Origin of the sequence: Rugosimonospora africana, from assembly GCF_016862975.1 — a bacterium.
GTDB lineage: Bacteria > Actinomycetota > Actinomycetes > Mycobacteriales > Micromonosporaceae > Rugosimonospora > Rugosimonospora africana.
Window position 1 is genome coordinate 39,307 of the sequence record NZ_BONZ01000064.1, and the last position, 25,933, is coordinate 65,239.

The following is a 25,933-nucleotide window of genomic DNA, read 5'->3' on the forward strand; positions in this document are numbered from 1 at the left end:
GTTTGTGCCCGGGCACCCTGACGGCATGCTGACCCGGACCCCACAGCGGGAACGCAGCCGGGCGACCCAGTTGCGGCTGCTTGAAGCGACGGTCGACTGCCTGGTCGAGCACGGCTGGTCGGGTACCACGACGACGCTCATCGCCCAGAAGGCCGGCGTGTCGCGGGGCGCACAGCTGCACCACTACCCGACCAAGGCCGCCCTGGTTCTGGCCGCCGTCGAGCACCTCGCCCAGCGCCGGGCCGAAGAGATCCGCGCCGAGGCCCTCCGGCTGCCGCCCGGCCGCATCGATCAGGTCATCGACCTGCTGGCCAGCGCGTTCACCGGCCCGCTGTACGTCGCCGCGTTGGAGGTGTGGGTCGCCGGGCGCACGGAGCCGGAGCTGCGCCAGGCGCTCGAACCGCTCGAGGCCCGGGTCGGCCGGGACCTGTACCGGCTGACCGTGGACCTGCTCGGCGCGGACGACAGCAGGCCACCGGTGCGCGAGGCAGTGCAGGCCACCCTCGACCTGCTGCGTGGCCTGGGCGTCGCCAACCTGCTCAGCGACGACTCCGCCCGCCGCCAGACCATCATCGCCGGATGGACCCGCCAGCTCGCCGCCGTACTCGATCCGAGGCCCTGAACGCCCATGCCGTCCCCCACTCCGACCCAGAGGAGTACCCGTGGTTGATCTTGCCGAAATCCTCGTCGACCTGCGCGACGAGTCCGAGGACCTGGACAGGATCGTGGCCGGCCTGCCCGACGGCGACTGGCAACGGCAGACTCCCGCGGAAGGTTGGACGATCGCCCACCAGATCTCGCATCTGACCTGGACCGACCGGGCCGCCCTCCGGTCGGTGACCGATCCCGGGCGTTTCGCCGAGCTGGTCGCGGAGGCGCTGACCGATCCGACCGGGTACATGGACCGGGCCGCCGAGGACGGTCTCGCCGAGCCGGCCGAGTTGCTGCGCCGGTGGCGGGACAGCCGGGCCGAACTGGCCGCCGCGCTCGCCGCCGCTCCGCCGCGGGACCGGCTGCCCTGGTTCAGCGTGGACATGACTCCGGCGTCGATGGCCACCGCGCGCCTGATGGAGACCTGGGCGCACGGCGAGGACGTCTCGCTGGCGCTGCACGAGGCCCGGTTGCCGGCCAGGCGCCTGCGGCACGTCGCTTGGCTGGGCTGGCGGACGCTGCCGTACGGGTTCCTCACCCACGGCCGCCCGGTGCCGACCTCTCCGGTGTACGTCGAGTTGCAGGCCGCGGACGGCGGCGTCTGGGCGTTCGGGCCGCCGGACGCGGCCGACCGGGTGACCGGACCCGCGCTCGACTTCTGCCTCCTCGTCACGCAGCGCCGGCACCGCGACGACCTGGCTCTGGACGCGACCGGGCAGACCGCCGACGAGTGGCTGGATGTGGCGCAGGCATTCGCCGGTCCACCGGGGGCGGGCCGGCGCCCGAAACCGGCCCACAACCTAGAAGACGCTGAGGCGGTGACCCGCCCATGATCCGGATCGGCAACGCGTCCGGCTTCTACGGCGACCGGTTCGACGCGTTCCAGGAGATGCTGACCGGCGGCGACCTGGACGTGCTGACCGGCGACTACCTGGCCGAGCTGACCATGCTGATCCTCGGCCGGGATCGGGCCCGGGACCCGTCCCTCGGGTACGCCCGCACGTTCCTGCGCCAGCTGCGCTCCTGTCTCGGCGAGGCGCTCGACCGGGGGGTGAAGATCGTGGTGAACGCGGGCGGCCTGAATCCCGCCGGGCTCGCCGACGCGCTGACCGAGCTGGCCGATTCCGCCGGCCGGCCCGCCGCCATCGGATACGTGACCGGGGACGCGATCGAGCGGCCGGACGCCCTGGCCGCGAACGCGTACCTGGGTGCCTTCGGTATCGCCGAGTGCCTGCGCGGCGGCGCGGACATCGTGGTGACCGGCCGGGTGACCGACGCCTCGCTGGTAGTCGGTCCGGCCATCGCCCGGTACGGCTGGGAACGCACCGACTTCGACCGGCTGGCCGGCGCGACCGTCGCCGGACACATCCTGGAGTGCGGCACCCAGGCCACCGGCGGCAACTTCGCGTTCTTCACCGAGCTGGCCGACATGCGGCGCCCGGGCTTCCCGATCGCCGAGATCGAGCCGGACGGTTCCTGCGTCATCACCAAGCATCCGGGTACCGGGGGCGCGGTCACCGCCGAGACGGTGACCGCTCAGCTGCTGTACGAGATCGACGCGCCGGACTATCTCGGACCCGACGTGGTGTCCCGCTTCGACACGATCCAGCTCACCGAGATCGGGCCGGACCGCATCGGAGTCAGCGGGGTACGCGGCACGCCGCCACCGGAGACGCTCAAGGTCGGGGTGACCAGCCTGGGCGGGTTCCGCAACTCGATGACGTTCGTGCTCACCGGACTGGACATCGAGGCGAAGGCGGCGCTGGTGCGGGACCAGCTGACCGATGCGGTGGGCTGGGACGGGTTGGAGTTCGACCTCGCCCGTACCGACCATGCCGATCCGGAGACCACCGAGACGGCCAGCGCGCTGCTGCACGTACACCTGCGTGACGCCGACCCGAAGCGGGCCGGGCGGGCCTTCTCGCAGGCGGCGGTGGAGCTGGCACTCGGCTCGTACCCGGGCTGCACCCTCACGACGCTGCCCGGCGACGCCACCCCGTACGGCACGTTCACCGCCGACTTCGTACCGCAGGACGCGGTACCGCACACCGCCGTTCTGCCGGACGGGACCCGGGTGGCGATCGCCCCGCCCCCGGTCACCGCGCCGGTGCCGGCGAGGCCCTCGGACCACGGCGCACCGGAGGAACCGCGTGGTGGAAACACTCTGCGGGTCCCGTTCGGCACCATGTTCGGGGCGCGCTCCGGCGACAAGGGAGGCGACGCCAACCTCGGTGTGTGGGCACGCAATGACCGCCGGTACGAGTGGCTGCGCTGGTTCCTGACCGCCGACCGGGTGCGGGAACTGCTGCCGGAGACCGCGTCGCTTCCCATCGATCGGTACGAGCTGCCCAACCTGCGGGCGGTCAACCTCGTCATCCGCGGCCTCCTCGGACCCGGTGTGGCCGGCTCGACCCGGTTCGATCCTCAGGCCAAGGCGCTCGGTGAGTGGCTGCGCGCCAAGCTCGTCGACATCCCAGAGAGCCATCGGTGAGGTTCGCATGCCGGTTCTGAGCAGTGCCGTCGATCCCGCGTCGGCGTCCTATCTGGACAATCGAAACGCCATGCTGAAACGGCTGGCCGAGCTGGACAGTGCGCTGGCCGCCGCCCGGGACGGGGGCGGGGAACGGTACGTGCGCCGGCACCGTTCCCGCGGCAAGCTGCTGCCCCGGGAGCGCATCGAGCTGTTGCTCGACCGGGACGCCCCGTTTCTCGAACTGTGCCCGGTGGCCGCATGGGGCTCGGACTATCCGGTCGGTGCGAGCACGGTCGGTGGGATCGGCACCGTCGAGGGCGTCGATTGCATGATCGTCGCGACCGATCCGACGGTACGCGGCGGCGCCGTCAACCCGTACGCGCTGAAGAAATCCCAGCGGCTGGGCCGGATCGCGGCCGAGAACCGGCTGCCCCTGATCAACCTGGTCGAGTCCGGCGGGGCAGACCTGCCGTCCCAGTCGGAGATCTTCATCCCGGGCGGCGCCGTGTTCCGCGACCTGACTCAGGCGAGCGCGGACCGCCGGCCGACGATCGCGGTGGTGTTCGGCAACGCGACGGCCGGTGGCGCATACATCCCCGGCATGTCCGACTACACGATCCTGGTGCGCGAGCAGGCGAAGGTGTTCCTGGCCGGGCCGCCGCTGGTACAGATGGCCACCGGTGAACGTACCGACGACGAGTCGCTGGGCGGTGCGCAGATGCACGCGACCCGTTCGGGGCTCGCGGACTTCCTGGCGGAAGACGAGCGGGACGCGATCCGGTTGGCCCGGCTCGTGGTGCGGCGGCTCAATTGGCGGCGCCGGGGCAACCAGCCGCGGCCGGTGGCGGCACCGCCCCGGTACGACCAAGAAGACCTGCTCGGTGTCGCCAGCGCGGACCAGCGCATCCCGTACGACCCCCGGGAGATTCTGGCCCGGATCCTGGACGGTTCCGAGTTCGACGAGTTCAAACCCCTGTACGGCACCGCCCTGGTGACCGGCTGGGGAGAACTGTGCGGGTACCCGATCGGGGTGCTGGCCAACGCGCGTGGCGTGCTGTTCTCCGAGGAGTCGCAGAAGGCCGCGCAGTTCATCCAGCTGGCCAACACGAGCGACACCCCGCTGTTGTTCCTGCAGAACACCACCGGGTACATGGTCGGGGAAAGTTACGAGCAGGGCGGCATCATCAAGCATGGCGCCCTGATGATCAACGCGGTGGCCAATTCGGGGGTGCCACACCTGACCGTCAACGTCGGTGCCAGCTACGGCGCCGGCAACTACGGGATGTGCGGGCGCGCCTTCGATCCCCGGTTCCTGTTCAGCTGGCCCCACGCGCGCTCGGCCGTGATGGGCGCCGCTCAGCTTGCCGGCACTCTGGAGATCGTGGCTCGGCAGGCCGCGGCGGCACGCGGGCAGGAGTTCGACGAGGACGCGGCGACCGTGATCCGCCTCGGGGTGGAGCAGCAGATCGACCGGGAGTCGGTGGCGCTGTTCCTGTCCGGCAAGCTCTACGACGACGGCGTCATCGACCCGCGTGATACCCGTACCGTGCTCGGCCTCGCGCTCTCCGCCGTCCACAGTGGACCGGTCAGGGGCGCCGCCGGCTTCGGCGTGTTCCGGATGTAGTGGAGGCTGTGTTGATCCGTCGACTGCTGGTGGCCAACCGGGGCGAGATCGCCCGCCGGGTGTTCGCCACCTGCCGGGCCATGGGTATCGAGACCGTCGCCGTGTACTCCGATCCCGATGCCGGCGCATCGCACACACAGGAGGCAGACCGCGCGGTACGCCTGCCCGGCGACGCCGCCGCGGCCACGTACCTGCGGGCCGACCTGCTCGTCGAGGCCGCGCTACGGGCCGGCGCCGACGCGGTGCACCCCGGCTACGGGTTCCTGTCGGAGAATGCGGGCTTCGCCGAGACGGTACTCGACGCGGGACTGACCTGGGTCGGGCCGCCGGCGAAGGCGATCGCCGCGATGGGGTCGAAGCTGGAGGCCAAGCGACTGCTCGCGGACGCCGGGGTGCCGATGCTGCCGTCCACTGTGGACCCGGCACACGTCACCTCGTTTCCGGTGCTGGTGAAGGCGTCCTCGGGTGGCGGAGGGCGGGGCATGCGGATCGTCCGCGACCCGGGCGAACTGGCCGCCGCCGTGGACGCGGCACGGCGCGAGGCGGCTGCCGCTTTCGGCGACGGTACGGTCTTCTGCGAGCGGTACGTGGAGCGCGGCCGGCACATCGAGGTCCAGGTCTTCGCCGACTCGCAGGGCAACACCGTCGCGCTCGGCGAGCGCGAATGCTCCATCCAGCGGCGGCACCAGAAGATCATCGAGGAGGCCCCGTCGCCGGCCGTCACGCCGGAACTGCGCCGGGCGCTGTACGAGGCGGCCACCGGCGCCGCCCAGGCGGTCGGGTACGTCGGCGCCGGTACCGTGGAATTCCTGCTCGACCCCTCGGGAGAGTTCTACTTCCTCGAGATGAACACCCGGCTGCAGGTGGAGCACCCGGTCACCGAGGGCGTGCTGGGCATCGACCTGGTGCGGTTGCAGCTCCTGGTCGCCGAGGGCGCACCGCTGCCGTTCACCGAACCGCCGCCGGTACGCGGCCACGCGATCGAAGCCCGGCTCTACGCGGAGGATCCCGCGCACGACTGGCGGCCGTCCACCGGGACTCTGCACCGCTTCGAGATACCCGGCGTGGTGGAGTCGTTCCGGCCGGCGGACCGGGCCGGGCTGCGGCTGGACTCCGGGGTGGCCGGTGGCTCGGTGATACCGGTGCACTACGACCCGATGCTGGCGAAGCTCATCGCCTGGGCGCCGTCCCGGGCGGAGGCCGCCCGGCTGCTCGCCGCCGCGCTCGCGTCGGCCCGGGTGCACGGTGTCGTGACGAACCGGGACCTGCTGGTCCGGGTGCTGCGCGAGGCGGAGTTCGGCGAGGGAGGTACGGACACCGGGTTCCTCGACCGGCATCCGGAGACCCTGACTCCGCTGGTGTCCACTGTGGATCATCTGCGCCTGCCGTGTCTCGCGGCCGCGCTGGCTTCGGCGGCCGGCCGCGCCTCGGCCCGCTCCGTCGCCGTACCGTCGGGGTGGCGCAACGTACCGTCCGCGCCGCAGGTGGTCGGGTACGACGGGCCGGCCGGCCCGGTCCAGGTGAGCTACCGGCTGGACCGTACCGGCGCGCTCGCGGCATGGTCGGTGCTCCCGGTCGCGCGCGGTCGCGCGGGTATCCCGGACGCGCTGTCGCCGCCGTCAGCCGGAGAGGTCGCTCCGGACGCGGGGAGCTTCGCCGAGGCGGCCGGCGACCCGGTGACCCTGGTGCGGGCCACACCCGACTCGGTCGTCCTGGAGGCCGGCGGCGTGCGTACCGAGTTCGCGGTGCACCGGGTCGGCGATGTGTCCTACGTGGACGGTGTGGACGGTTGCGTCACGCTCGTCGAGTTGCCCCGGTACCCGCTGCCGGAGCCCGCCCTGGCCGAGGGCTCGCTCGTCGCGCCGCTGCCCGGAGCCGTCGGGAAGGTACTCGTCGAGCCCGGCCAGAAAGTCGACGCCGGCGCCCTGCTGCTCACCCTCGAAGCGATGAAGCTGGAACACCAGGTCTGCGCGCCCGGTCCCGGCGTGGTCACCGAGCTGCTGGTCCAGGCCGGCAGCCAGGTGGACACCGGCACCGTGCTCGCCGTCATCACCCCCGAATAGGCGGCTCTAGCGGAAGGTCCGTCGATGGACTTCACGTACACACCAGAACAGCGGCAACTCCGCGACGCGGTCTCGGCACTCGGCCGCAAGTACGGCCACGGCTACTTCGTCGAGAAAGCCAAGGCCGGCCAGCACACGACCGAGCTGTGGGCCGAGGCCGGCAAGCTCGGCTATCTCGGGGTCAACGTCCCGGCCGAGTACGGCGGCGGTGGCGGCGGCATCACCGAGCTGGCCATCGTCTGCGAGGAACTGGCCGCGGCCGGCTGCCCGCTGCTCCTGCTGGTCGTCTCGCCGGCCATCGCGGCCACGGTCATCGCCCGGCACGGCAGCGCCGAACAGCGGACGGAGTTGCTGCCCGGCTTCGCCGACGGTTCGCTCACCGTGGCCTTCGCGATCACCGAACCGGAAGCCGGCTCCAACGCGCACCGGCTGGCCACGGTGGCCCGGCGAGACGGCGACGACTGGCTGCTGAGCGGCCGGAAGTGCTTCATCTCCGGAGTGGACCAGGCCGACCGGATCCTGGTGGTCGCGCGGACCACGGACGCGGCGACCGGGAGGCTCAAGCCGGCACTGTTCCTGGTGCCGACCGACGCGCCCGGCCTGACGAAGTCCAAGCTGGACATGGAGATCGTGTCGCCGGAGAACCAGTGGCTGTTGTACCTCGACGACGTCCGGGTGCCGGCCGGCGCTTTGATCGGTGACGAGGACGCCGGACTGCCCGCGCTGTTCTCCGGGCTGAATCCGGAACGCATCACGGTCGCCGCGATGAGTGCCGGCACCGCCCGGTACGCGCTGTCCCGGGCGGCCGACTACGCCGCCAAGCGCGCGGTCTGGGGTAAGCCGATCGGTACCCACCAGGGAGTCGCGCACCCGCTGGCGCACGCGCAGATCCAGGTCGAGCTGGCCCGGCTGATGATTGCCAAGGCAGCCTCGCTCTACGACGCCGGATCCGATCTGGAGGCCGGAGTGGCGGCGAACATGGCCAAGTACGCCAGTGCCGAGGCGGCCGCGCTCGCCGTGGACACCGCGATCCAGGTGCACGGCGGGAACGGGATGACCACGGAGTACGGGGTGGCGACGCTGCTCGGCGCGGTCCGCGCGGGGCGCATCGCACCGGTGTCGCGGGAGATGATTCTCAACTTCGTCGCCCAGCACGTACTCGGGCAGGACAAGTCCTATTAGGAAAGCGAGACCAGCCGTCCTCAGTGGACCGAGGGGCGTTGCCTCGCCAGCGGTACGGTCGGGTCCGGCGGCAGTGCCGGGGCCCCGACCGGCCCGCGTGCTGTGGGCTGCCGGCTGACCGTCGGCTCAGTGCCCACGGCCCCGGGCGGGTACAGCGACAGCGCGGCTAGCTGGTCACACAACTCCGCGGCGCTGGGTCGGGCCCTCGGATCGTTCGCCAGCCCGCCGCGCAGCACGTCGATCAGCTCGACCGGGACGCCGGGCAGGTTCGGAACCGGTCGCTCGAACAGCTCCATCAGGGTCAGCAGGCTCGGGTCGCGCTCCTGCGACCAGCGCGGCGGCCGGCCGGACAGCAGCGTGTACAGCGTGGCGCACAGCGAATAGATGTCCGCGGCCGGCGACGGGTCGCAGGGCTGCCGGAACATCTCGCGTGGCGCGTACGCCGGGGTGAGCACGTCCAGCGTCGTCGACACGTCGCGCGCCTCGGTCAGCACGGCGAGCCCGAAGTCCGCCAGCGTCGGCTCGCCGAACTCGGTGATGAGGATGTTGGCCGGCTTGACGTCGCGGTGCAGCACGCCGACCTTGTGCGCGTCGGCCAGCGCGTCGGCGATCTTCACGCCGACATCGCGCGCCTCCTGGGCGGTCAGCGGCCGCTCCCGGAGCAGGTCCGCGTACGACCCGGCGCACAGCTCCATCACCAGGTACGGGTGCCCGTCCTCGGTGACGCCGGCATCGAACAGGTCGACCACGAACAGGTGGCTGGACATGCGCCCGGCCGCCCGGGCCTCGCGCAGGAACCGGCTGCGGTCGTGCTCGGTGGCCAGTGCCCGGTTCTCAATCTTGACGGCGACGTCCCGGCCGACCGACACCTGCACGGCCCGGTACACGGTCGAGTAGCCACCCCGCGCGAGCACCGCCAACCCCGTGAGCCCGGGAACGGTCGGAGCGGCCGGCGAGGCGGGATCATCCACAGGTACAAAAATAACCCGCCGGCTCACGCCGCCAACGGCGCAGTCTGATCAACTAGCCAAAGGGACGGCCCATGCGATCCGCACGGCCCTACGGCGCCGTCGGGGACGGCGCGGGCGCCGCGGTACTCGCCGGGCGAACTCCACCGGACGCCCGCGGCGCTTGACCGGCTCCGTCGGTGCTCGCCGGGCGGTCCCCGTCCGACGCGCGCGGCACCTGACCTGCCGAATCCCCGGTCAACGACGCCAGCAACTCCTCGCTGGCGGCTCGCTCACCGGTCTGCGACGACGAGTACGCCACGGCGACCGCCTCGCTCGCCGCCTGCCGCGCCTCTTCGCAGGCGCCGGTCGCGGCCAGCGTCCTGGCCAATTCACGCAACGCGATCACGTGGCTACGAATGTCCTCACCCGGCATCGACGCCGCCCGCCGGGCCTGCTTCAGAGCGGCCGGCAGGTCACCGACGGCACGCAGCGCCGCCGCGTGCAGCGCGACGCCCTGGCGCCGGGAAAACAGCAGCGCGGGCTCGTCGGGAAGGCTGGCCACCGGTTCGAGCTGGCGCAGCGCGGCCCGCGCGTCACCGGCCGCGAGCCGGGCGGCACCGAGCAGCACCCGCGGCCCGACCTGAGCCGGTTCGAACACGTCGTGCGGCTCGACCACGGCCAGCACCGCGAGCGCGTCGGCCTCGGCACCCGCCGGGTCGTCGCGCTCCAGGCTGACGAAGCCGCGGATAGTGCGAGCCATGCCGATGAGCAGCGGGTGCGCGGTCCGCTCGCCGTACGCGAGGGCATCGGTGAGCAGGTCGTACGCGTGGTCCAGCGAGCCCAGCCCGCGAGCGATCACACCGCGTACCACCAGTGCCAGGCCGCGCCCCCAGTCGTCCGAGGCGGCGGCGAAGTCCCGGTACGCGTGGCGTGCCCCGCGGTCCGCCTCGGCCAGGTCGCCCAACTCCGCCGCGGCGAACGCCTCGACCGCGCGCAGCGTGCCGACCGCCCACTGTTCGCCGACCCGCTCACCGAACGGTAGGAACGCCCGGGCCAGCCGGCGCGCCTCGGTCAGGCGACCGGCGAGCATCCGGGTGAACGCCGTGGTACCCCGCAGCCACGCCCGACCGACCGGGTCGCCCTGCTCAGCGAACAACCGTACGGCGCGCCCGAGGGCGGCATTGGCCGCGGCGAAGTCGCCACGGGTGGTGGTGACCCAGGCCAGGTTCTGCAGCGACCACGCCTGGCTGCGCCGGTCCTGCGCGCCGAGCGCGATCTCGTACGCGCCACCGAACCGGTCGCCGGCCTCGGCCAGCCGCCCGCCGAGGAAGTCCGCCATGCCCAGCCGGCGCAGCGCCTCGGCTGCCGCCGGTGCGAGCCCGGCCCCGGTGGCCGCCGCGAGCGCTTCCTGAAGCGTCGCGTAGGAACGGTCGCCGTCACCGAGCAGCCGGTACGCGCGGCCCGCCAGCAACAGGGCGCCGGCCCGGGTGGTCACGTCGTCCCCGGCGTTCGCGCTGATCTTCTCGGCGTACCCGAGCGCCTCCGCCGCGCGGCCGAGCTGCAACAGCGCCCGGGCGTGCACCAGCCGGTCGGCCGGCGGCAGCGCCTCTCCGGCCAGCGCGCTGGCCCGCTCCGCGTACTTCACGGCCTGTGCCGGCTCGCTGGCCGCCACCGCTCGCCGGATGGACCGGCCGAGCGCGGCCACTCCGAGTGGCGCGACCGTCCGGGCGTCCGCCTCGGGCCGCAGCCCGACCGCGTCGGCCAGCGTGGTCGCCCGTTCGACGTGCTCGGCGACGAAGGCATCGCGCGTCTCGGCGGACATGCCGGCCGGCCCGTCTCCGGACGCCGCCCACCGGGCGAGATTCGCGTGCCGGTCGGCGAGGTCGGCCTTGCCGATGCCGGCGTACGCGGCCTCCCGCATCAGCGGCGTGGCGAACGCGTACCCGGTGCGCAGGCGGCGCAGCATCCGGCGCTGGAGAAGTTCCTCGATCGCCCGTTCCAGCTCCACGGCCGAGACCTCGGCCGGCCGCACGTCCCGTCCGGTACGGGTCTCCCGCAGCGCGCCGAGGGCACCCGCCGGTACCGCGTCGCCGACCACCGCCGCGTCGCGCAGCACCGAACGGGCGTCCGGCGGCAGCGCGTCGATCCGGGCCGCGAGCACCGCGGCCAGGTCGCGGGACAGCAACCGGCCGCCCAGCGAACCGGGCGCCAGCCGCCAGCCGGTCGGCGAGCCGCCGGTACCGGCCGCGTCCGCGGCAGCGGCGGGACTCGGTTCCACCGTGAAGCGCTGTGCCAGCGGCCGGGCCGGGGTCAGCCCGCCACGTTCCAGCAGCAGCGTGACCAGTTCGGCGAGGTAGAACGGGTTGCCCTGGGCGGTCGCCAGCAGGCGGTCCTCGTCCTGCTGCGGCAGGCGGCCACTCTCCAGGTAGGACCCGAGCAGCCGGCTGGCGTCGGCACCGCGCAGCGGCGGCAGCGTGCTCACCTCGGCGTCGGCGAGCCGGGTCAGCACACCCGCCGGGCGTACCAGCTCGGGCCGGCCGAGCAGCAGCACCAGCACCGGGCCGGTCAGCCGGGACAGCGTCGCGCCCAGTGCGTCGACAGTCTCCGGGGTCGCGTCGTGCAGATCGTCGACGACCATGACCAGCGGAGTCTCCCTGGCCAGCGCGCTGAACAGGTCGGCGACCGTCGCCGGGATCGCCTCCACGTCGGGGCGCTCGCGTCCGGAACCAGCAGGCCCCTCGATGGCGGTCAGCTCGCCGTACCCGAGCAGGGTCAGCAGCAGTTCGCTCGACGGGCTCTGCACGTCCGGAGCGATCTTGGCCAGGCGGGCACCGAGCCGGCGAAGTCGCTCCTCGACCACCGCCCGGGTGGCGTCCGCCGACATCTCGGGGGGCAGGCCGATCGCGATCCGTACCAGGTCAGCCAGCGGCGCCAGCCGGCGCACCTCACCGAACGCGGCGCAGTGCACGCTCAGTACCCGCGGCGGCCCGACCTCGTACCGCGCGACCAGCCGCTCCACCTCGGCCGCGAACCGGCTCTTGCCCAGCCCGGCCTCACCGGTGAAGACCAGCAGCCGCGGCTCTTCCCGGTCCACCACCTCGGCGAGCCGGCTGGCGACCCGGGCCAGTTCGGTCTCCCGGCCCACGAACGGCGCCTCGTCCCCGATGCCTGACCGGGTGCCGGGCGCGTCCAGCAGGCCCAGCAGTTCGTACGCCTCGACCGGCTGCCGCTTGCCCTTGAGCCGCAGCGGGCGCAGGTGCCGCCAGGACGCCACGTGCCGGCTGCTCGTGGTGGTGCGCTCACCCGCGTAGATCGCGCCGATCGCGGCCGCGTCGGCCAGCCGCGCCGCGGTGTTGACCGTGTCGCCGATGACCGTGTATTCCAGGGCGGCCTGCACACCGGCCACCACCTGGCCGGTGTTGAGCCCCACCCGCAGCCCGAGCGGCGCGCCACCGCCCCGCTCGTCGTCGAGTACCCGCCGGACGGCGCGCTGCATGGACAGGGCCGCCCGTACCGCCCGCTCGGCGTCGTCCTCGTGCGCGACCGGCGCTCCGAAGACCGCCATGATCCCGTCGCCGGTCAGCTTGTCCACGTGGCCGCCGAACGTCTTGACCGCCCCGGCCAGCGCCGCCAGCACCCGGTCGGTCACCGCGCCGACCCGCTCCGGATCAAGATCTTCCGCCCACGCGGTGAAATCCGAGAGGTCGCCGAAGAGCACAGTGACGATCCGCCGCTCGGTCGCCGGCAGCGTCGCGGCAGCCGGCAGCGCGGCGCCGCAGTTGTGGCAGAACCGGGCGCCGGGCACGGCGACAGTTCCACACACCGGGCAGGTCACGATGTGTCCCAACGCACATGCGCGTCCGGAGATTCCGCCGCGAGGTAGGCGAGTTGCGCGCGGACCGACCACTCCGCGGCCGTCCACAGCGACCGGTCCACGTCCGCGTAGACGATCTCCACGACCTCGCCGGCGGTCGTCGCCCCCGCATCGAGCGCACGCCTGACCTGGTCCAACCGGACCTTGCGGTGCTCCAGGTAGTGCCGGGCCACGGCCGCACAGTCGGGCAGCGGCGGCCCGTGCCCGGGGAGCACCGGGATCGGACCCAGTCCTTCCAGCAGCTCCAGGCTGCGCAGATAGTCGCCGAGGTCGCCGTCCGGGTAGGCCACGACGGTGGTACCGCGACCGAGAATCGTGTCCCCGGTCAAGACCGCCCGCTCGCCGTCCAGTTCGACCAGAAAGCACACCGAGTCACCGGTGTGCCCGGGCGTCACGATCCGCTGCACGCCGGGCGATTCGTTCATCACCACGGCGCCGGTCAGCTCGATCAGCCGATCCACCCCGTCGGTGTGGTCGTGATGACCGTGGGTGAGCAGGATGCCCGCGACCGGCCCCTGATCGGCGAGTGTCCGGAGATGCCCCTCGTCCAGCGGCCCGGGATCCACGACCACGCAGCTGCTTACGCCGGCCGGGCGCAGCACCCAGGTGTTCGTTCCGGCGAGGGTCATCGGTCCCGGATTGGGGGCGCGGACCAGCGTCGCCCACGACGGCAGCTGGTCCGCCACCCCGACCACGGGTTCGCCTGCCATGGCTGTGATCGTACGGCGCTGTGCCGGCCATGCCATCCGGGCTCAGGCCGGGCTCAGGCCCTGTCCTGTCGATCTTGTCGCCGAGGCGAAATCCAGGCGTCGAGCCGCCTAGGCCACCTCGACGATCGCCTCGACCTCGACCGGCGTGTTCAGCGGCAGCTCGGCCACCCCGACCGCGCTGCGCGCGTGGTGACCCGCCTCGCCGAACACGGCGCCGAACAGCTCAGACGCGCCGTTGATCACCTGCGGCTGGCCGACGAAACCCTCGGCGGACGCGACGAATCCGACCACCTTGACCACCTTGACCACGTTCTCCAGCCCGACCAGGGCGTCGACCGCCGCGAGGATGTTCAGCGCACACCGCTCGGCCAGGTCTTTCGCCTGATCGGGAGACACTCCGGCGCCCACTTTGCCGGTCGCGAGCAGTTTGCCGTTGACTGTCGGAAGTTGGCCGGAGACGTAAACGTGCTTGCCGGTCTGTACCGCCGGAACGTACGCGGCGGCGGGCGGGGCAACCGGAGGCAGCTCCAGGCCGAGTTCAGCGAGCTTCGCGTACGGGTCCACTCACGCCTCCTTCGGGCGCTTCAGGTAGGCGACCAACTGCTCCGGGTTCGGTCCCGGAATCACGGCCACCAGCTCCCAGCCGTCGGAGCCCCAGTTGTCGAGAATCTGCTTCGTCGCGTGCACCAGCAACGGCACGGTCGCGTACTCCCACTTCTGCATGGAGTCATCTTGCAGCAGGCACGGGACTGACCGGCGTGGGCATCGGTGGTTAGGCTCGTGCCGCCCTTCCCGGTTCTCGCGCTCCGGATTCGACCGGTTCCACCCGGTTCGGTGACACGACAAGGTGACGACATGACTCAGCCGCCCCCGCAGGACCCGACCGAACCGACCGCTGAGGGCCCGACGGACGGCCAAGGTTCGGCGCCGGCCGGTGAGTCTGGGCCAGCCGAAGCGGCGGTACCGGGGCCCACCGAACCGGTGTCGTTGAACCCGTCGCCCGCGCCCGGATCGGCCGAGGCGCCGGTACCGGCCCAACGCCCGGCGCCCGCCGAGGCCCCGGCTCCGGCTCCGGTCGGCCCACCAGCGGCCGAGGCACCAGCGCCGGCCGGCCCACCAGCGACCGGGGCAGCAGCGCCAGTGGGCGAGGCACCGGCTCCCTCAGGCCCACCAGCGGGCGAGGCACCGGCACCGGCCGGTCCGCCAGCGGGAGCCGACCCGGCGACCCTGACGGCGATGACCCAGCCCGCCGGTGGATACCCGCCCGCAGGTGGATACCCGCAAGCCGCCGGCGCGCCTCCCGCCACCTGGGCCACCCCCGGCGCCCCCGGCACCGGGTACCCGCCGCCCGCCCCGACCCAGTACGCGACGCCCGGGTACGCGGCCACCGGGTACCCCGCTCCGTACCCACCCGCGTTCCCGCCGGCCGAGCAGCCGCCCGCGAGGAAGCGCCGCGGCCTGGTGATCGGGATCGTGGTCGCCGCGGTGGTCGTGGTGCTCGGTGGCGGAGGCACCGCCGCCTACCTCGGCACCCGCGACACGGTCAAGGGGCAGTCCAGCCCGTCCGCCGCGATCGACGGCTTCCTCACCGCCGTCTACACCGACCACAACGTGACCAAGGCGAGCAACTACGTGTGCTCCCAGACACGTGACCGGGCGAAGTTGACCGCGAAGATCAACCAGATCAAGCAGCAGGACTCCGGGTACCAGGACGTCAAGTACAGCTGGAGCACGCCCAAGACCGAGCAGACCCGCAAGGACGAGACGATCCTGACCGCCACCGTGACGCTGCGCACGTCCGAGGAGCAGAAAGCGACCCAGAACCTCCGCTTCGTGACCACGCGGAGCAACGGCTGGTTCGTATGCGAGATCCAACAGACCGGGTGACGCTCGGCAGACCGGTTGCCCCGTCGGAGGTACCGTCGGCAGTGTGCGATCAGGCCGTTCCGATGACTCCGCCGCAGCGATCTCGCTGAGGAACCGGTCGTGGCCTGCCCGGCTGCACGTCGTGACGGGCAAGGGCGGCACCGGCAAGACGACGGTGGCTGCCGCCCTCGCCCTGGCGCTGGCCGGCAACGGCCGGCGCACGCTGCTGGTCGAGGTCGAGGGGCGGCAAGGGATCGCCCAGCTGTTCGACACCGAACCGCTGCCGTACGCGGAGCGGCGCATCGCCACCACCGCCGACGGCAGTGAGGTCCGGGCGCTGGCCGTCGACCCGGAAGAGGCGCTGCTCGAGTACCTCGACATGTTCTACAAGCTCGGCATGGCCGGCCGTGCCCTGCGCAAGCTCGGCGCGATCGACTTCGCCACCACGATCGCGCCCGGCCTGCGCGACATCCTGCTCACCGGCAAGGTCAAGGAAGCCACCACCCGCACCGAGGGCGGTCGCCGGGTATACGAGGCGGTGATCCTGGACGCACCGCCCACCGGTCGGATCGGCCGGTTCCTCAACGTCACGGCGGAGGCCGCGCGGCTGGCTCGGGTCGGACCGATCAAGAACCAGAGCGAGGGCGTGGCGGCCATCCTGCGGTCCCCGATGACCGCGGTGCACGTGGTCACGCTGCTGGAGGAGATGCCGGTCCAGGAGACCGCGGACGCGATCGCCGAGCTGTCCGCCCTGAAGATCTCCGTCGGCAACATCATCATCAACGGGAGCCAGCCGCCGTTGCTCACCGAGGGCCGGGTGACCCAGGCCGAGCTGAAGCGCGGGCTGGTCGCCGCCGGCCTGCCGGCCGATCGGGAGACGGTCGCCGGCCTGCGTACCGAGGCCGAGGCGCACCTGACCCGGCGGGCGGTCGAGGAGGGGCTGCGGGACGAGCTGAAGGCGCTGGGCCGGCCGGTCGTCGAGCTTCCGTCGCTGGCCGGCGGCGTGGACCGGGCCGGCCTGAGCACTCTCGCCGACACCCTGCGGCAGCGGGGGCCGGGCGCGGATACGCTCGGGTAAATGGGTCGCCAGCGGCGGCGGGAAACGTACCGTCGCGGTCGGGCGACCACTACGGGGAAGACAAGTGGACGTCAGCGGCGGCGAGGAACGAGCCGCCAGCGGAGGGAACGTGCCGGAAGATCAGCAGCAGCCCGAGCGGCTGGACGTGGACGCGATCCTCGCCGAACCCGGCACCCGGATCGTGGTCTGCTGCGGGTCGGGCGGAGTGGGCAAGACCACCACCGCCGCCGCCCTGGCGCTGCGGGCCGCCGAGGTACACGGTCGTCGTACCGTCGTGTTGACCATCGACCCGGCCCGCCGGCTCGCCCAGGCGCTCGGCCTCTCCGCCCTGGACAACAACCCGAAGCAGGTCAAGCTGGAAGGCACCGCGGCCGCCGGCGGTGAGCTGCACGCGATGATGCTGGACATGAAGCGCACCTTCGACGAGGTGGTGCTCACGCACACCGATCCGAAGCGCGCCGAGGAGATCTTCGCGAACCCCTTCTACCAGGCCATGAGCTCTACCTTCTCCGGTACCCAGGAGTACATGGCCATGGAGAAGCTGGGCCAGCTGCGCTCCCGCGACGAGTGGGACCTGATCGTGGTCGACACTCCGCCGTCGCGCTCCGCGCTGGACTTCCTGGACGCTCCGCAGCGCCTGGCCCGATTCCTGGACGGACGCATGCTCCGGCTGCTGATGGCTCCCGCCCGGGCCGGCGGGCGCAGCATGTTCAACCTGGTCACCGCATCGTTCGGGGTGTTCTCCCGGGCGGTTCAGAAGATTCTCGGCGCGCAGCTACTGACTGATCTGTCCGGCTTTGTCGCCGCGCTCGACAGCACCTTCGGCGGGTTCCGCGAGCGTGCCGAGCAGACGTACCGCATCCTCCAGGACCGCGAGACGGCCTTCCTGGTCGTGGCGGCGCCGGAGCCGGATGCCATCCGGGAGGCCGGATACTTCGCCGGGCGGCTGGCCGAGCAGCGCATGCCGCTGCACGGACTGATTCTCAACCGGGTGCACCGGATCGCCGCGCCCGAGCTCTCGCCGGAACAGAGCTTGGCCGCGGCTGCCGAGCTGGACGTCGAGGGGGGCAGCCCGCTGACCGCGGACGCCCTGCGGGTCCACGCGGCGCTGGCCGAACAGGTGGTACGGGAGGCGGAGGTGTCGGCACGCTTCACCGTCCACCACCCGGGGGTACCGGTGGTACCCGTCGCGGCACAGCCCGCCGATGTCCATGACCTCGACGGGCTGCGCGCTATAGGCACTTCTCTAGCTGGCTGACACCAGTTCCTTGTCCCGGTCCTTGGAGAGCGCGGCCTCGAACATCTTGCGCCAGCTGGCAACCTGCGGGTGACGGCGCAGCAGCGCGCGGCGCTCCCGCTCGGTCATGCCACCCCACACCCCGAACTCGATGCGGTTGTCGAGCGCGTCTGCGAGGCACTCGTACCGCACCGGGCAGCTGCGGCAGATGCGCTTAGCCACATTCTGCTCGGCCCCCTGGACGAACAACGCGTCCGGATTTCCATTCCGGCACGCCGCCTGGCTGGGCCAGTCAGCAATCATCCCCATCTGTGCACGTCCCCCCTTGTGCTCCCCCCGATCCGCCAGGTCGTCCCCGTCCGCGCTCCCCCGGGCCGCAGTGGAGTACCCCCAGACACTCACCGACGGACCTGGACCGGAAACGCGGAGAGCGTCCACCAGGCGGCGTGCCCTCAACTCCGAGGGCAGCGTTCTTGCGTTGCCGAATCATCATGCTCCGTAGTCACACGATTACGCAACGTCGTCGGCGAAATTCGCCAACCGGGACACAGGCCCCATAGCCCATGGCCCAGAGCTGTTGGTCTTGGTACATCCACGTGCCATACCCGGGAACTGTCCCCATCCACCCACCCGAAGGTGGACAATCTCCGTAGCGATCGAGCAATCAAGGAAGCAGAAGGGACAACCGGACACCCAGGTTCGCGCGTTTAGCACAACGAGGCCGCGTCCGGCAGGACGCGGGCCAAATTCGTTGTTCGCGTACCCTGAGGCGGTGAACCGGATGCGTATACGTGATCGCAACCCGCTGTCCAATGCCACGGCTCTTCTCATCTGTGGCCTACTAGCTGGGGTTGTGGTCGCGGCTGCCGCTTTCCCGGCGGTGGCCATGTCCGGGCTCGCCGCCAAGGCGGGGGCGGACGGATTCGACAGCCTTCCGACCGAGCTGACCGTGGCGCAGTCACCACAGGTCAGCTATTTGTATGCTTCTGACCATAAAACGCTCATTGCGGCCTTCTACGACGAAAACCGGCGAGACGTTACGGCTTCGCAAATCGCGCCGGTCATGCTGCAGGCGATCGTCTCGGCCGAAGACATGCGCTTCTACCAGCACCACGGCGTGGACGTGAAGGGCGTCGCCCGGGCGATGGTCGCCAACCAGAAGTCCGGCGAGACCGAGCAGGGCGCGTCGACGCTGACCATGCAGTACGTGCGGCAGGCGATCGAATATTCGGCGTCCACGCCCCAGGAGGTCGTCGACGCGACCTCGGACACCCCGGGCCGCAAGCTCCGGGAGATGAAGATCGCGCTCTCCCTGGAGAAGAAGCTCACCAAGCAGCAGATCCTCGACCGGTACCTGAACATCGCCCCGTTCGGTAACGGCGCCTACGGCATCTACGCCGCCGCCGAGGTGTACTTCAACGAGACGCCGGACAAGTTGACGCTTGACCAGGCAGCGCTGCTGGCCGGCCTGGTGAAGGCGCCCACCGCGTTCGACCCGGTGACCACCAGCGGTCGCCCGCAGTCACTGCTCCGGCGCACGTACGTGCTGAACAACATGGTCAAGATGGGCTACATCACGCAGGCCCAGGCCAACACGGCGAACAAGGCCGAGCTCAAGCTCGCCGACAAGTCGACGCCCAACGGCTGCACCAGCGTGGTCAAGCCCGAGTGGGGCTTCTTCTGCGACTACTTCTACCGCTGGTGGCTTCAGCAGCCCGCGTTCGGTGCCGACGAGTACGAGCGTGCCGAGCACCTCAAGACCGGCGGCTACTCGATCTACGCCTCGCTGGACGTCGGCGCGCAGGCCGACGCGATGAAGAACGTGAACACCCAGGCGAAGGGCCTTCCGAAGAAGTCGGACGCGTTGATGGTGGCCGGGGTGGAGCCGGGCACCGGGCACATCAAGGTGATGGCGGTCAACCGCACGTACAGCAACGACCAGAGCGGCAACGGGCTCAGTACCGATCCCCATAAACACGGGCAAAAGGGTAACTATCCGAATACCACGGTGCCGCTGCTCGGCGCTCCCGATCAGCCGGGCGGATACCAGTTCGGTTCGACCTTCAAGATGTTCACCATGCTCACGGCGCTCCAACAGGGCGTACCGCTGTCCCGAACGATCGACACGACGAACCCCTACAAGTCGCACTTCATCGTCGGGTCGGGGCCGGCAGCCTGTCCGGGCACCAACTACTACTGCCCGACCAACGACTCGAAGGACGAAGTCGGCCCGTACAACATGTGGACCGGGTTCGGCGCCTCGATCAACACCTACTTCGTCCCGCTGGAGGAGCAGGTCGGCGCGCAGAACGTCGTCGCCATGGCGCAGAACCTCGGCATCACGTTCTCCGGCAACAAGAACACCGAGGGCACCGACGCGTACTTCGCGACGCACGGAGCCGACCAGTGGGGCGCGTTCACGCTGGGTGTCGCCGCGGTCAGCCCGCTCGAGATGGCCAACGCGTACGCGGCGGTGGCCGCCGACGGCAACTACTGCGAACCGCTGCCGGTCGACGAGATCCACGAGTTCAACGGCACCAAGCTCGACGCCGGCAACCCCCGCTGCCGCCAGGCCGTCGACCCCGACGTGGCCCGCGCGGCCACCGACGCGGCCCGGTGCCCGGTCGGTGACCAGGGCTTCTACGGTGGTTGCAACGGTCACGCGACCGCGTCGCCGACCCGGAGCATCGTGCCCCACAAGTACCAGATCGCCGGCAAGACCGGCACGACGGACAACGACCGCACCGCGGCGCTGATCACGATGACCAAGCAGTTGGCCGTCGCGGGCATCGTCGCCGACCCGGACAACTCGGATACCCACGGGTACAGCCACACCCAGGTCAACCTGGCGGTGCAGCACACGCTCGCCGACTACATGCAGGGCAAGCCGGCGGTCAACTTCACCAAGGAGACCGAACACACCGCGTACGGTCAGCGGCAGAGCATCCCGAGCGTGAAGTGCCAGTCGCCGAACGCGGCGACCACGCGGCTCGAGAACGCCGGCTTCGCTGTGCACGTCGGTTCGAAGCCGGTGGCCTCCAGCTGCCCGGCCGGTACCGTCGCCAGCACCACCCCGAGCGGCAGCACCTCCAAGGGCGGCCCGATCACCCTGAACATCAGTGCGGGACCGGGCGGCCAGCAGAACCCGCCCCCCGGGCAGGGCACGGGGCAGGGCAATCCGCCGGGCTGCATCCCGATTCTGGGGAAGAACTGCCCGCCCGGCGGCCGGCACTGACCGGCAGCCGGCGCTGATCAGTGGAGCCGGGCTTCGGGGCCGTCTAGGCGACCCCGGAGCCCGGCTCCGTCGTTTCCGGCTCGCTCGCGCGGCTCCGTCGTTTCGGCCCGCTCGCGCCGCTCAGAGGCCCAGCTGGCGGCGTACCTCCGCGGCCACCCGGCCGCCCTCGGCCCGACCCGCGACCGCGCCCTGAGCCGCCTTCATGGCCTGGCCCATCGCTCCCCGACCGCTGGTGTCCACCCCGGTCAACGCCTGCGCCACGATCCCGGTCAGCTCCTCGTCAGACAGCTGGGACGGCAGGTACCCGGTCAGCACGCCCTCCTCGGCGCGCTCACGCTCGGCCTGCTCTGCCCGCCCCGCGTCCGCGAACGCGGTCGCCGCCTCGCGCCGCTTCTTCGCCTCCCGGGTAAGGACGGCCTGTACCTCGTCCTCGCCGAGTTCCCGCGCCTGATCGCCGGCGACCTCCGCATTGCGCACCGCGGCCAGCGCCATGCGCAGCGTCGAGGTGACCAGTTCGTCCCGCGCCTTCATCGCGGTGCGCAGATCCGTTTCCAGGCGGTCCTTGAGCATGCTCATGGTCCCCGAAACTACCCTTAGCAGCATGCGCACGCGTACTGCATTAAGGTTCGTGACCGCCACGGCGGCGTTGGGAGCCGGGACACTGGCCTACGCCTCGCTGATCGAGCGGAACATGTTCACCCTGCGCCGGTTCGACGTGCCGGTGCTCGCGCCGGACGCCGAGCCGCTGCGCCTGCTGCACATCTCCGACCTGCACATGACCCCGGGGCAGCGGCGCAAGCAGGACTGGGTGGCCGCGCTCGCCGTGGCGACCGACCCGGACCTGGTCGTGACGACCGGGGACAACATGGCCCACCCGGACGCGGTGGCCGGCGTCACCCGGGCGCTCGAGCCGCTGATGGACCGGCCGGGGGCCTTCGTCTTCGGCTCCAACGACTACCGCGGGCCGGTGTTCAAGAACCCCTTCGGGTACTTCAAGAAGGACCGGGAGTACGTCCAGGGGGTCGAGCTGCCGTCCGAGGACCTGCGGGCGGCCCTGGTAGCGGCGGGCTGGGCGGACCTGAACAACGCCCGGACGGTACTGAAGGCGGGTGGCCGGACGGTCGAACTGGCGGGCGTGGACGACCCGCACATCGGCCGGGACAGCTACCGGCATGCTCCGCTGGCGGACGCGGACCTGCACATCGGGCTCACCCACTCGCCGGAGCCGTCGGTGCTGTCCGACATGGCGGCGGACGGGTTCTCGCTGCTGCTGGCCGGTCACACGCACGGTGGGCAGGTGCGGGTACCCGGGGTGGGCGCACTGGTCTCCAACTGTGGGCTGGACCGCCGGATGGCTCGGGGACTGCACCGCTGGCCGGGTTCGGACGCCTGGCTGCACGTGTCGGCGGGCCTGGGTACCCACCCGACGGCCCCGGTACGGTTTGCCTGCCGACCGGAGGCGTCGCTGCTCACGCTGATCCCCCGGTAGCCCGGGTAGCTGGTGGCCCGGGTGACGTCGGGTTAGCGGAGGCCCCTGTTTCCCGCGCCGTACCGGTCAGCTACTATTGCCCGGCACGCTCGGGGTGTGGCGCAGCTTGGTAGCGCGCTTCGTTCGGGACGAAGAGGTCGTGGGTTCAAATCCCGCCACCCCGACAGAGCAGAGCAGCAGATCAGGGCCGGTCTCCCAGAACAGGGAACCGGCCCTGATCATGTTCTAGAAGCCATTGGGAGACGTTTGGGAGACGATCTTGCCGGGTCACTCTCCGACCTCCGCCCGCGCTTCGACAGCCGCCGGTCTAGGTCCGTCACCGGGGAGCCGGGAGCGGGCGCCCAGCGGGCATCCAGCGCGGCCGGACACAGCCCGGTCAGGCTGTCTAGGAGCTGAGTCCGCATCGCGGCCGTGGCTCGCGAGTACGCACCCGGTCGGTACGAGCTGAAAGGCAGCGCCTTCACCAGCCCGTTCCTCCGCTGCACACCGTTCACGTTCAACGATGCCTCCGCCGGCATGCTCGACGACGACACCGGCTTTCGCTGCCTCGCCTCAGTGGAAAGCATCCGCGAGCTATCGAAGGGCCGGCAGAAGGTCCCAACCGGCCGGCTGACTGTTGTCTCATCACACGTCGAGCCAGCAACCTTCCGACTGTCGGCTGCACGGTTCCTCGCGGTTTCGTGCAGGACGAGGCTGTCTATTACGACGGTTCAGAGTCGGATTCGGTTGCGCCGGTTGCTGTACTTCGCGGCCGTACGCACGCTAGCGTCGCTTCCGCTGGCTTGTTTCGTTGCTCTCCGCGCTCGGGCGCTGGAGGGGCGCGGAGCGCTCACTCTGCGTCTACCGACGCTGCCATCTGTCGGCGCTGCGTCGTCACCACGGCGCATTCAACGCGACGGCACTCGGCCGTACGGCCCGCGCGGCATACCTACCGGCCAGGCAAGTTGCACGACAAGCGCGGTCAGCGGTTCCAAGGCAAGCGGGGCAAGGAATCGCGTTTGACAGCATGCAACATCGAAGCCTTAGAAACGTCAGGCAGGTCGGACTGCAGACGGGTGAGCGCGGACCTTTGCATGAGTACACCGCCCCAGTTCAGAACCCATAACGAAGGTATGACGGCGAGCGGAATCGGCCACGGGAAGTGATTCGTGACGGCGATCCAAGCCAGGATCAACGCGACGCCCAACACAGCGACCGGAATCGCGCAGGCATCGAGTCGGGTTCCTCGCACCAGCATGGGATAAGCGGCATGCCGCTTAAGTGAATCCTCCCAGTCCGCTGGCTGCTCGTCTTGGAGCACGAGGGCCTCACCCCGAGGGTCGCCGAGGACGCCCGTTCGACGCCAGCCCCGAACCGGAGCCCACGGCTGATCTTTCAGCAAGCGCCGGCTGGAGCACAAGCGGATGGTTCTCGTACTCGCGATGTCGGCGTTGCGGAAGACCGGCAAGATCCAGCCTCCGGCCCTACGGACCCGGATCACGCCTCCGGCGGCCAGGACTGCTCGCCCTGGACCCCAGCGCTCCGGGAAGCTCCGACGACGGCTCACCAGTGACGCACCAAAGGCAACCAGACCGCGCCACCGGGAGGCCGGCACCCACGCGGGGGCCGCACCCTTACGGCATGCAGTGGGAGCGAGATGGGAGCAGATCTTGATAACAGCCGTCGCGGGAACCTCGCCAGATGAATGACCACCCACGCTCCGACCAGCGCGAACGCCCAGGCGGCCAGGTCGATCACGGATCAGTACCTAATTCGGGACGAAGAGGGCGCTACCGACATCGGGCAACGCTGGGTTCGGAACGGAGACTGGGAAGCTCCTGGCGCGGGGCTGGCCTAGATGGTCTTCGACTCCGGCGAGACGAGTTCGAACCCATCGCCGATCAAGCCGGCGTGGCGGTCCTGGAGCCACAGCTCGCCATCACGGCCACGGAAGCTGATCTCATCGGTCAGAACGCGCTCATCCATCAGGTGGGTCACGTGGATCTCATAATCACCACGATCGTCGACGTGCACCACCATCTTCAGGCTCTCAATGCCCTGGCTGCCCACGCGCCGGTAGGTCTTTGCCTGATACACGTCCAATGGTCGCACGCGGTAATCACTCTTCGACGCGGCGTCGACGACCGGACCGCGCCTCCGGCGGGTAGGAGTCTCCGCTCGGCCAGCAAACGGCGGGCTCGGTCCATCGTGGCTAGCGAGGAGGCAGCCACACCAGGTCGCGCCTGAACTGTCGTCGGATCTCCGCATCCGCGAGGTCAAGCCAGCCGTTGAGGCGGACCCCGGCCAGACGCAGCAGCACGAGCGAGGCTGCCCACAGAAGCACAGCAGCGAACCAGGGCAGCCAGCGAAGAAAGCTGGACGGATCGCCAGCCGCGATGAAGCGCCAGATCAACGGGACGGAGCTCCAGAGCAGAATGCAGGCGAAGGCAAGACGCGTGCACCAGACCGCCGCCCAGTAGGCCGGGGCGCGCCGAACGTCGGGGCCGATGGGAACGATGATCGGCATGGCCGCAACGTAATGCCCGCGATTCGCGGCCGGTAGTCGACCGAATGGCTGAGCCTCCGGCGGGTGGGGCCTCCGGCCCTACGACCCGGACCACGCCTCCGGCGGCCACACTGCTCGCCCTAATGGAAGCGGGGCCTCGCGCTTATGAGCTTCTTATCGCGAACGGGAACGCCACCACCGCGGCCACGGCCACTATGACGGTGACGATCGCCAGTGCCCGCATCCCCCGCCGGGGAGCCGTGACCACTTCCCCGCCCGTACCGTAGGTAGCCGGCACCGCGCGCAGCATCGCCACGATCCGCTCGGCGGTGCGCAGCTGCGCGCGGATGTTCGTCCGATACTCGCTTCTACCCATGTCGTTCAGCGGCGAGTCGATCCGGACGTCGAGATGGTCGCCGCCGTCCAGCCGGAGGGTGAGAGTCAGGAAACCGCGCTCGAACCCGGCGATCAGGCGGCGGGGAACGCTGATCCGGCGAAGCGCGCGGTCGACGTGCAGGTACTCCGGCGTCACGACGAACCGCGCGGCCGGACCGGCGAGGTAACAACCGCTCAGGGCGCAGGCACCCAGGATCAGCTCAAGGAGACTGATCGAGCGACCCTGGGTGTTCCAGTTGAGCAGGGCAGCCGCCGCGGGCCCGCCACCGGCGAGAACCATGTAGAAGTAGGCCAGGCCGCTGCGGCGTACGGCCGAACGTCGCCGGGCGCCGGACCCGACCGGCGCCGGGCTGGACGGCGGCGCCGCCGGGAACTCGGCGCCCTCGTACCGCATGCGGTTCGCCGAGATGAGCCGGCCGCTGATGGCGACGAACAGCGCGACGCTCGCCGGTAGGGCCAGTCCGCCGAGCGGCCCGGGCCCGGTGGCTCCCACCGCCCACAGCACTCCGCCGACCGCCACGGCGGCCAGCGCGACGCCCGATACGGCCAGCGTCAGCGGCCACGTCCAGACCAGCGAGTGGTTGTCGTGGTACCGGATTTCGTGCCTGCCCACGGCAGCC

Annotated in this window: 21 protein-coding genes, 1 tRNA gene and 1 pseudogene; 12 read left to right on the top strand and 11 right to left on the bottom strand. The window is 71.0% G+C overall.

Features of this window, described 5'->3' with window-relative positions:
- Positions 1 to 25: 25 nt before the first annotated feature.
- Genes Raf01_RS31615 through Raf01_RS31640 form a run of 6 tightly spaced genes read left to right on the top strand, consistent with a single transcriptional unit; the run spans position 26 to position 7,993 of the window.
- Positions 26 to 622: a TetR/AcrR family transcriptional regulator gene (locus tag Raf01_RS31615; RefSeq protein ID WP_203921726.1), complete on the top strand. Its 597-nt coding sequence runs from the start codon at positions 26 to 28 to the stop codon at positions 620 to 622.
- A gap of 40 nt (positions 623 to 662) precedes the next feature.
- Positions 663 to 1,484: a TIGR03084 family metal-binding protein gene (locus tag Raf01_RS31620; protein ID WP_203921727.1), complete on the top strand. Its 822-nt coding sequence runs from the start codon at positions 663 to 665 to the stop codon at positions 1,482 to 1,484.
- Entirely contained in the window at positions 1,481 to 3,142 is a 1,662-nt protein-coding gene (locus Raf01_RS31625; RefSeq protein ID WP_203921728.1) for an acyclic terpene utilization AtuA family protein, read from the top strand. The genes Raf01_RS31620 and Raf01_RS31625 overlap by 4 nt, the downstream gene beginning before the upstream one ends.
- A gap of 7 nt (positions 3,143 to 3,149) precedes the next feature.
- Positions 3,150 to 4,748, top strand: coding sequence for an acyl-CoA carboxylase subunit beta (locus Raf01_RS31630; RefSeq protein WP_203921729.1), 1,599 nt, complete (start codon positions 3,150 to 3,152; stop codon positions 4,746 to 4,748).
- A gap of 11 nt (positions 4,749 to 4,759) precedes the next feature.
- The gene (locus Raf01_RS31635; protein WP_203921730.1) at positions 4,760 to 6,811 is read left to right on the top strand and encodes an ATP-binding protein; all 2,052 of its coding nucleotides are present in this window, start codon (positions 4,760 to 4,762) and stop codon (positions 6,809 to 6,811) included.
- Positions 6,812 to 6,835: 24 nt separating this feature from the next.
- Positions 6,836 to 7,993, top strand: coding sequence for an acyl-CoA dehydrogenase family protein (locus tag Raf01_RS31640; protein ID WP_203921731.1), 1,158 nt, complete (start codon positions 6,836 to 6,838; stop codon positions 7,991 to 7,993).
- A gap of 20 nt (positions 7,994 to 8,013) precedes the next feature.
- On the opposite strand, the gene Raf01_RS31645 is transcribed toward Raf01_RS31640, so the two are convergent.
- The 5 genes and pseudogenes from Raf01_RS31645 to sp36 form a co-directional block, all read right to left on the bottom strand.
- Positions 8,014 to 8,964, bottom strand: a complete 951-nt coding sequence (locus Raf01_RS31645; protein WP_203921732.1) for a serine/threonine-protein kinase — start codon at positions 8,962 to 8,964, stop codon at positions 8,014 to 8,016.
- 226 nt (positions 8,965 to 9,190) lie between these two features.
- A pseudogene (locus Raf01_RS31650) lies at positions 9,191 to 12,778 on the bottom strand (adenylate/guanylate cyclase domain-containing protein); the annotation flags it as partial.
- Entirely contained in the window at positions 12,775 to 13,527 is a 753-nt protein-coding gene (locus Raf01_RS31655) for an MBL fold metallo-hydrolase (protein WP_203921734.1), read from the bottom strand. The gene Raf01_RS31655 and the pseudogene Raf01_RS31650, both read right to left, overlap by 4 nt.
- Before the next feature lie 108 nt (positions 13,528 to 13,635).
- Entirely contained in the window at positions 13,636 to 14,091 is a 456-nt protein-coding gene (locus Raf01_RS31660) for a RidA family protein (RefSeq protein WP_203921735.1), read from the bottom strand.
- Positions 14,092 to 14,250 (bottom strand): Sp36 family protein, encoded by a 159-nt coding sequence (sp36, locus tag Raf01_RS31665; RefSeq protein ID WP_203921736.1) that lies wholly within the window; start codon positions 14,248 to 14,250, stop codon positions 14,092 to 14,094.
- A gap of 513 nt (positions 14,251 to 14,763) precedes the next feature.
- On the opposite strand from sp36, the gene Raf01_RS31670 reads away from it, so the two are divergent.
- The 3 genes from Raf01_RS31670 to bagB all read left to right on the top strand — a co-directional run bounded on the left by Raf01_RS31670 (position 14,764) and on the right by bagB (position 17,729).
- A complete protein-coding gene (locus Raf01_RS31670; RefSeq protein WP_203921737.1) occupies positions 14,764 to 15,414 on the top strand; it encodes an Rv0361 family membrane protein in 651 nt (216 codons plus the stop codon).
- A 79-nt stretch (positions 15,415 to 15,493) separates the two neighbouring features.
- Positions 15,494 to 16,471, top strand: a complete 978-nt coding sequence (bagA, locus tag Raf01_RS31675) for an ATPase BagA (RefSeq protein WP_203921793.1) — start codon at positions 15,494 to 15,496, stop codon at positions 16,469 to 16,471.
- A 109-nt stretch (positions 16,472 to 16,580) separates the two neighbouring features.
- Positions 16,581 to 17,729 carry an ArsA family ATPase gene (bagB, locus tag Raf01_RS31680; RefSeq protein WP_203921738.1) on the top strand — a complete coding sequence of 383 codons (1,149 nt, stop codon included), beginning with the start codon at positions 16,581 to 16,583 and terminating at the stop codon, positions 17,727 to 17,729.
- Here the strand turns inward: bagB and Raf01_RS31685 are convergent.
- Positions 17,718 to 18,017 (bottom strand): WhiB family transcriptional regulator, encoded by a 300-nt coding sequence (locus Raf01_RS31685; RefSeq protein ID WP_203921739.1) that lies wholly within the window; start codon positions 18,015 to 18,017, stop codon positions 17,718 to 17,720. The genes bagB and Raf01_RS31685 overlap by 12 nt on opposite strands.
- Before the next feature lie 472 nt (positions 18,018 to 18,489).
- Here Raf01_RS31685 and Raf01_RS31690 point away from each other — a divergent pair, with 472 nt between their 5' ends.
- Entirely contained in the window at positions 18,490 to 20,943 is a 2,454-nt protein-coding gene (locus Raf01_RS31690; protein WP_203921740.1) for a penicillin-binding protein, read from the top strand.
- A gap of 120 nt (positions 20,944 to 21,063) precedes the next feature.
- On the opposite strand, the gene Raf01_RS31695 is transcribed toward Raf01_RS31690, so the two are convergent.
- Positions 21,064 to 21,519, bottom strand: coding sequence for a GatB/YqeY domain-containing protein (locus Raf01_RS31695; RefSeq protein ID WP_203921741.1), 456 nt, complete (start codon positions 21,517 to 21,519; stop codon positions 21,064 to 21,066).
- Positions 21,520 to 21,544: 25 nt separating this feature from the next.
- On the opposite strand from Raf01_RS31695, the gene Raf01_RS31700 reads away from it, so the two are divergent.
- Positions 21,545 to 22,432 (top strand): metallophosphoesterase, encoded by an 888-nt coding sequence (locus tag Raf01_RS31700; RefSeq protein ID WP_239134087.1) that lies wholly within the window; start codon positions 21,545 to 21,547, stop codon positions 22,430 to 22,432.
- A gap of 90 nt (positions 22,433 to 22,522) precedes the next feature.
- Positions 22,523 to 22,596, top strand: a tRNA-Pro gene (locus Raf01_RS31705).
- A 797-nt stretch (positions 22,597 to 23,393) separates the two neighbouring features.
- Here Raf01_RS31705 and Raf01_RS31710 read toward each other — a convergent pair.
- The 4 genes from Raf01_RS31710 to Raf01_RS31725 form a co-directional block, all read right to left on the bottom strand.
- Positions 23,394 to 23,732, bottom strand: a complete 339-nt coding sequence (locus tag Raf01_RS31710) for a hypothetical protein (RefSeq protein WP_203921743.1) — start codon at positions 23,730 to 23,732, stop codon at positions 23,394 to 23,396.
- 533 nt (positions 23,733 to 24,265) lie between these two features.
- Entirely contained in the window at positions 24,266 to 24,523 is a 258-nt protein-coding gene (locus Raf01_RS31715; RefSeq protein ID WP_203921744.1) for a hypothetical protein, read from the bottom strand.
- A gap of 100 nt (positions 24,524 to 24,623) precedes the next feature.
- Entirely contained in the window at positions 24,624 to 24,938 is a 315-nt protein-coding gene (locus Raf01_RS31720; RefSeq protein ID WP_203921745.1) for a hypothetical protein, read from the bottom strand.
- 142 nt (positions 24,939 to 25,080) lie between these two features.
- Positions 25,081 to 25,926, bottom strand: coding sequence for a hypothetical protein (locus tag Raf01_RS31725; RefSeq protein WP_203921746.1), 846 nt, complete (start codon positions 25,924 to 25,926; stop codon positions 25,081 to 25,083).
- Between the last annotated feature and the right edge of the window lie 7 nt (positions 25,927 to 25,933).

Coding starts and splice junctions, on each gene's coding strand:
- Raf01_RS31685 (WP_203921739.1), bottom strand. CDS start 18,017: ATGGGGATGATTGCTGACTGGCCCAGCCAGGCGGCGTGCCGGAATGGA.
- Raf01_RS31625 (WP_203921728.1), top strand. CDS start 1,481: ATGATCCGGATCGGCAACGCGTCCGGCTTCTACGGCGACCGGTTCGAC.
- Raf01_RS31690 (WP_203921740.1), top strand. CDS start 18,490: ATGCGTATACGTGATCGCAACCCGCTGTCCAATGCCACGGCTCTTCTC.
- Raf01_RS31615 (WP_203921726.1), top strand. CDS start 26: ATGCTGACCCGGACCCCACAGCGGGAACGCAGCCGGGCGACCCAGTTG.
- sp36 (WP_203921736.1), bottom strand. CDS start 14,250: ATGCAGAAGTGGGAGTACGCGACCGTGCCGTTGCTGGTGCACGCGACG.
- Raf01_RS31655 (WP_203921734.1), bottom strand. CDS start 13,527: ATGGCAGGCGAACCCGTGGTCGGGGTGGCGGACCAGCTGCCGTCGTGG.
- Raf01_RS31700 (WP_239134087.1), top strand. CDS start 21,545: ATGCGCACGCGTACTGCATTAAGGTTCGTGACCGCCACGGCGGCGTTG.
- Raf01_RS31640 (WP_203921731.1), top strand. CDS start 6,836: ATGGACTTCACGTACACACCAGAACAGCGGCAACTCCGCGACGCGGTC.
- Raf01_RS31670 (WP_203921737.1), top strand. CDS start 14,764: ATGACCCAGCCCGCCGGTGGATACCCGCCCGCAGGTGGATACCCGCAA.
- Raf01_RS31695 (WP_203921741.1), bottom strand. CDS start 21,519: ATGAGCATGCTCAAGGACCGCCTGGAAACGGATCTGCGCACCGCGATG.
- Raf01_RS31630 (WP_203921729.1), top strand. CDS start 3,150: ATGCCGGTTCTGAGCAGTGCCGTCGATCCCGCGTCGGCGTCCTATCTG.
- Raf01_RS31720 (WP_203921745.1), bottom strand. CDS start 24,938: ATGCCGATCATCGTTCCCATCGGCCCCGACGTTCGGCGCGCCCCGGCC.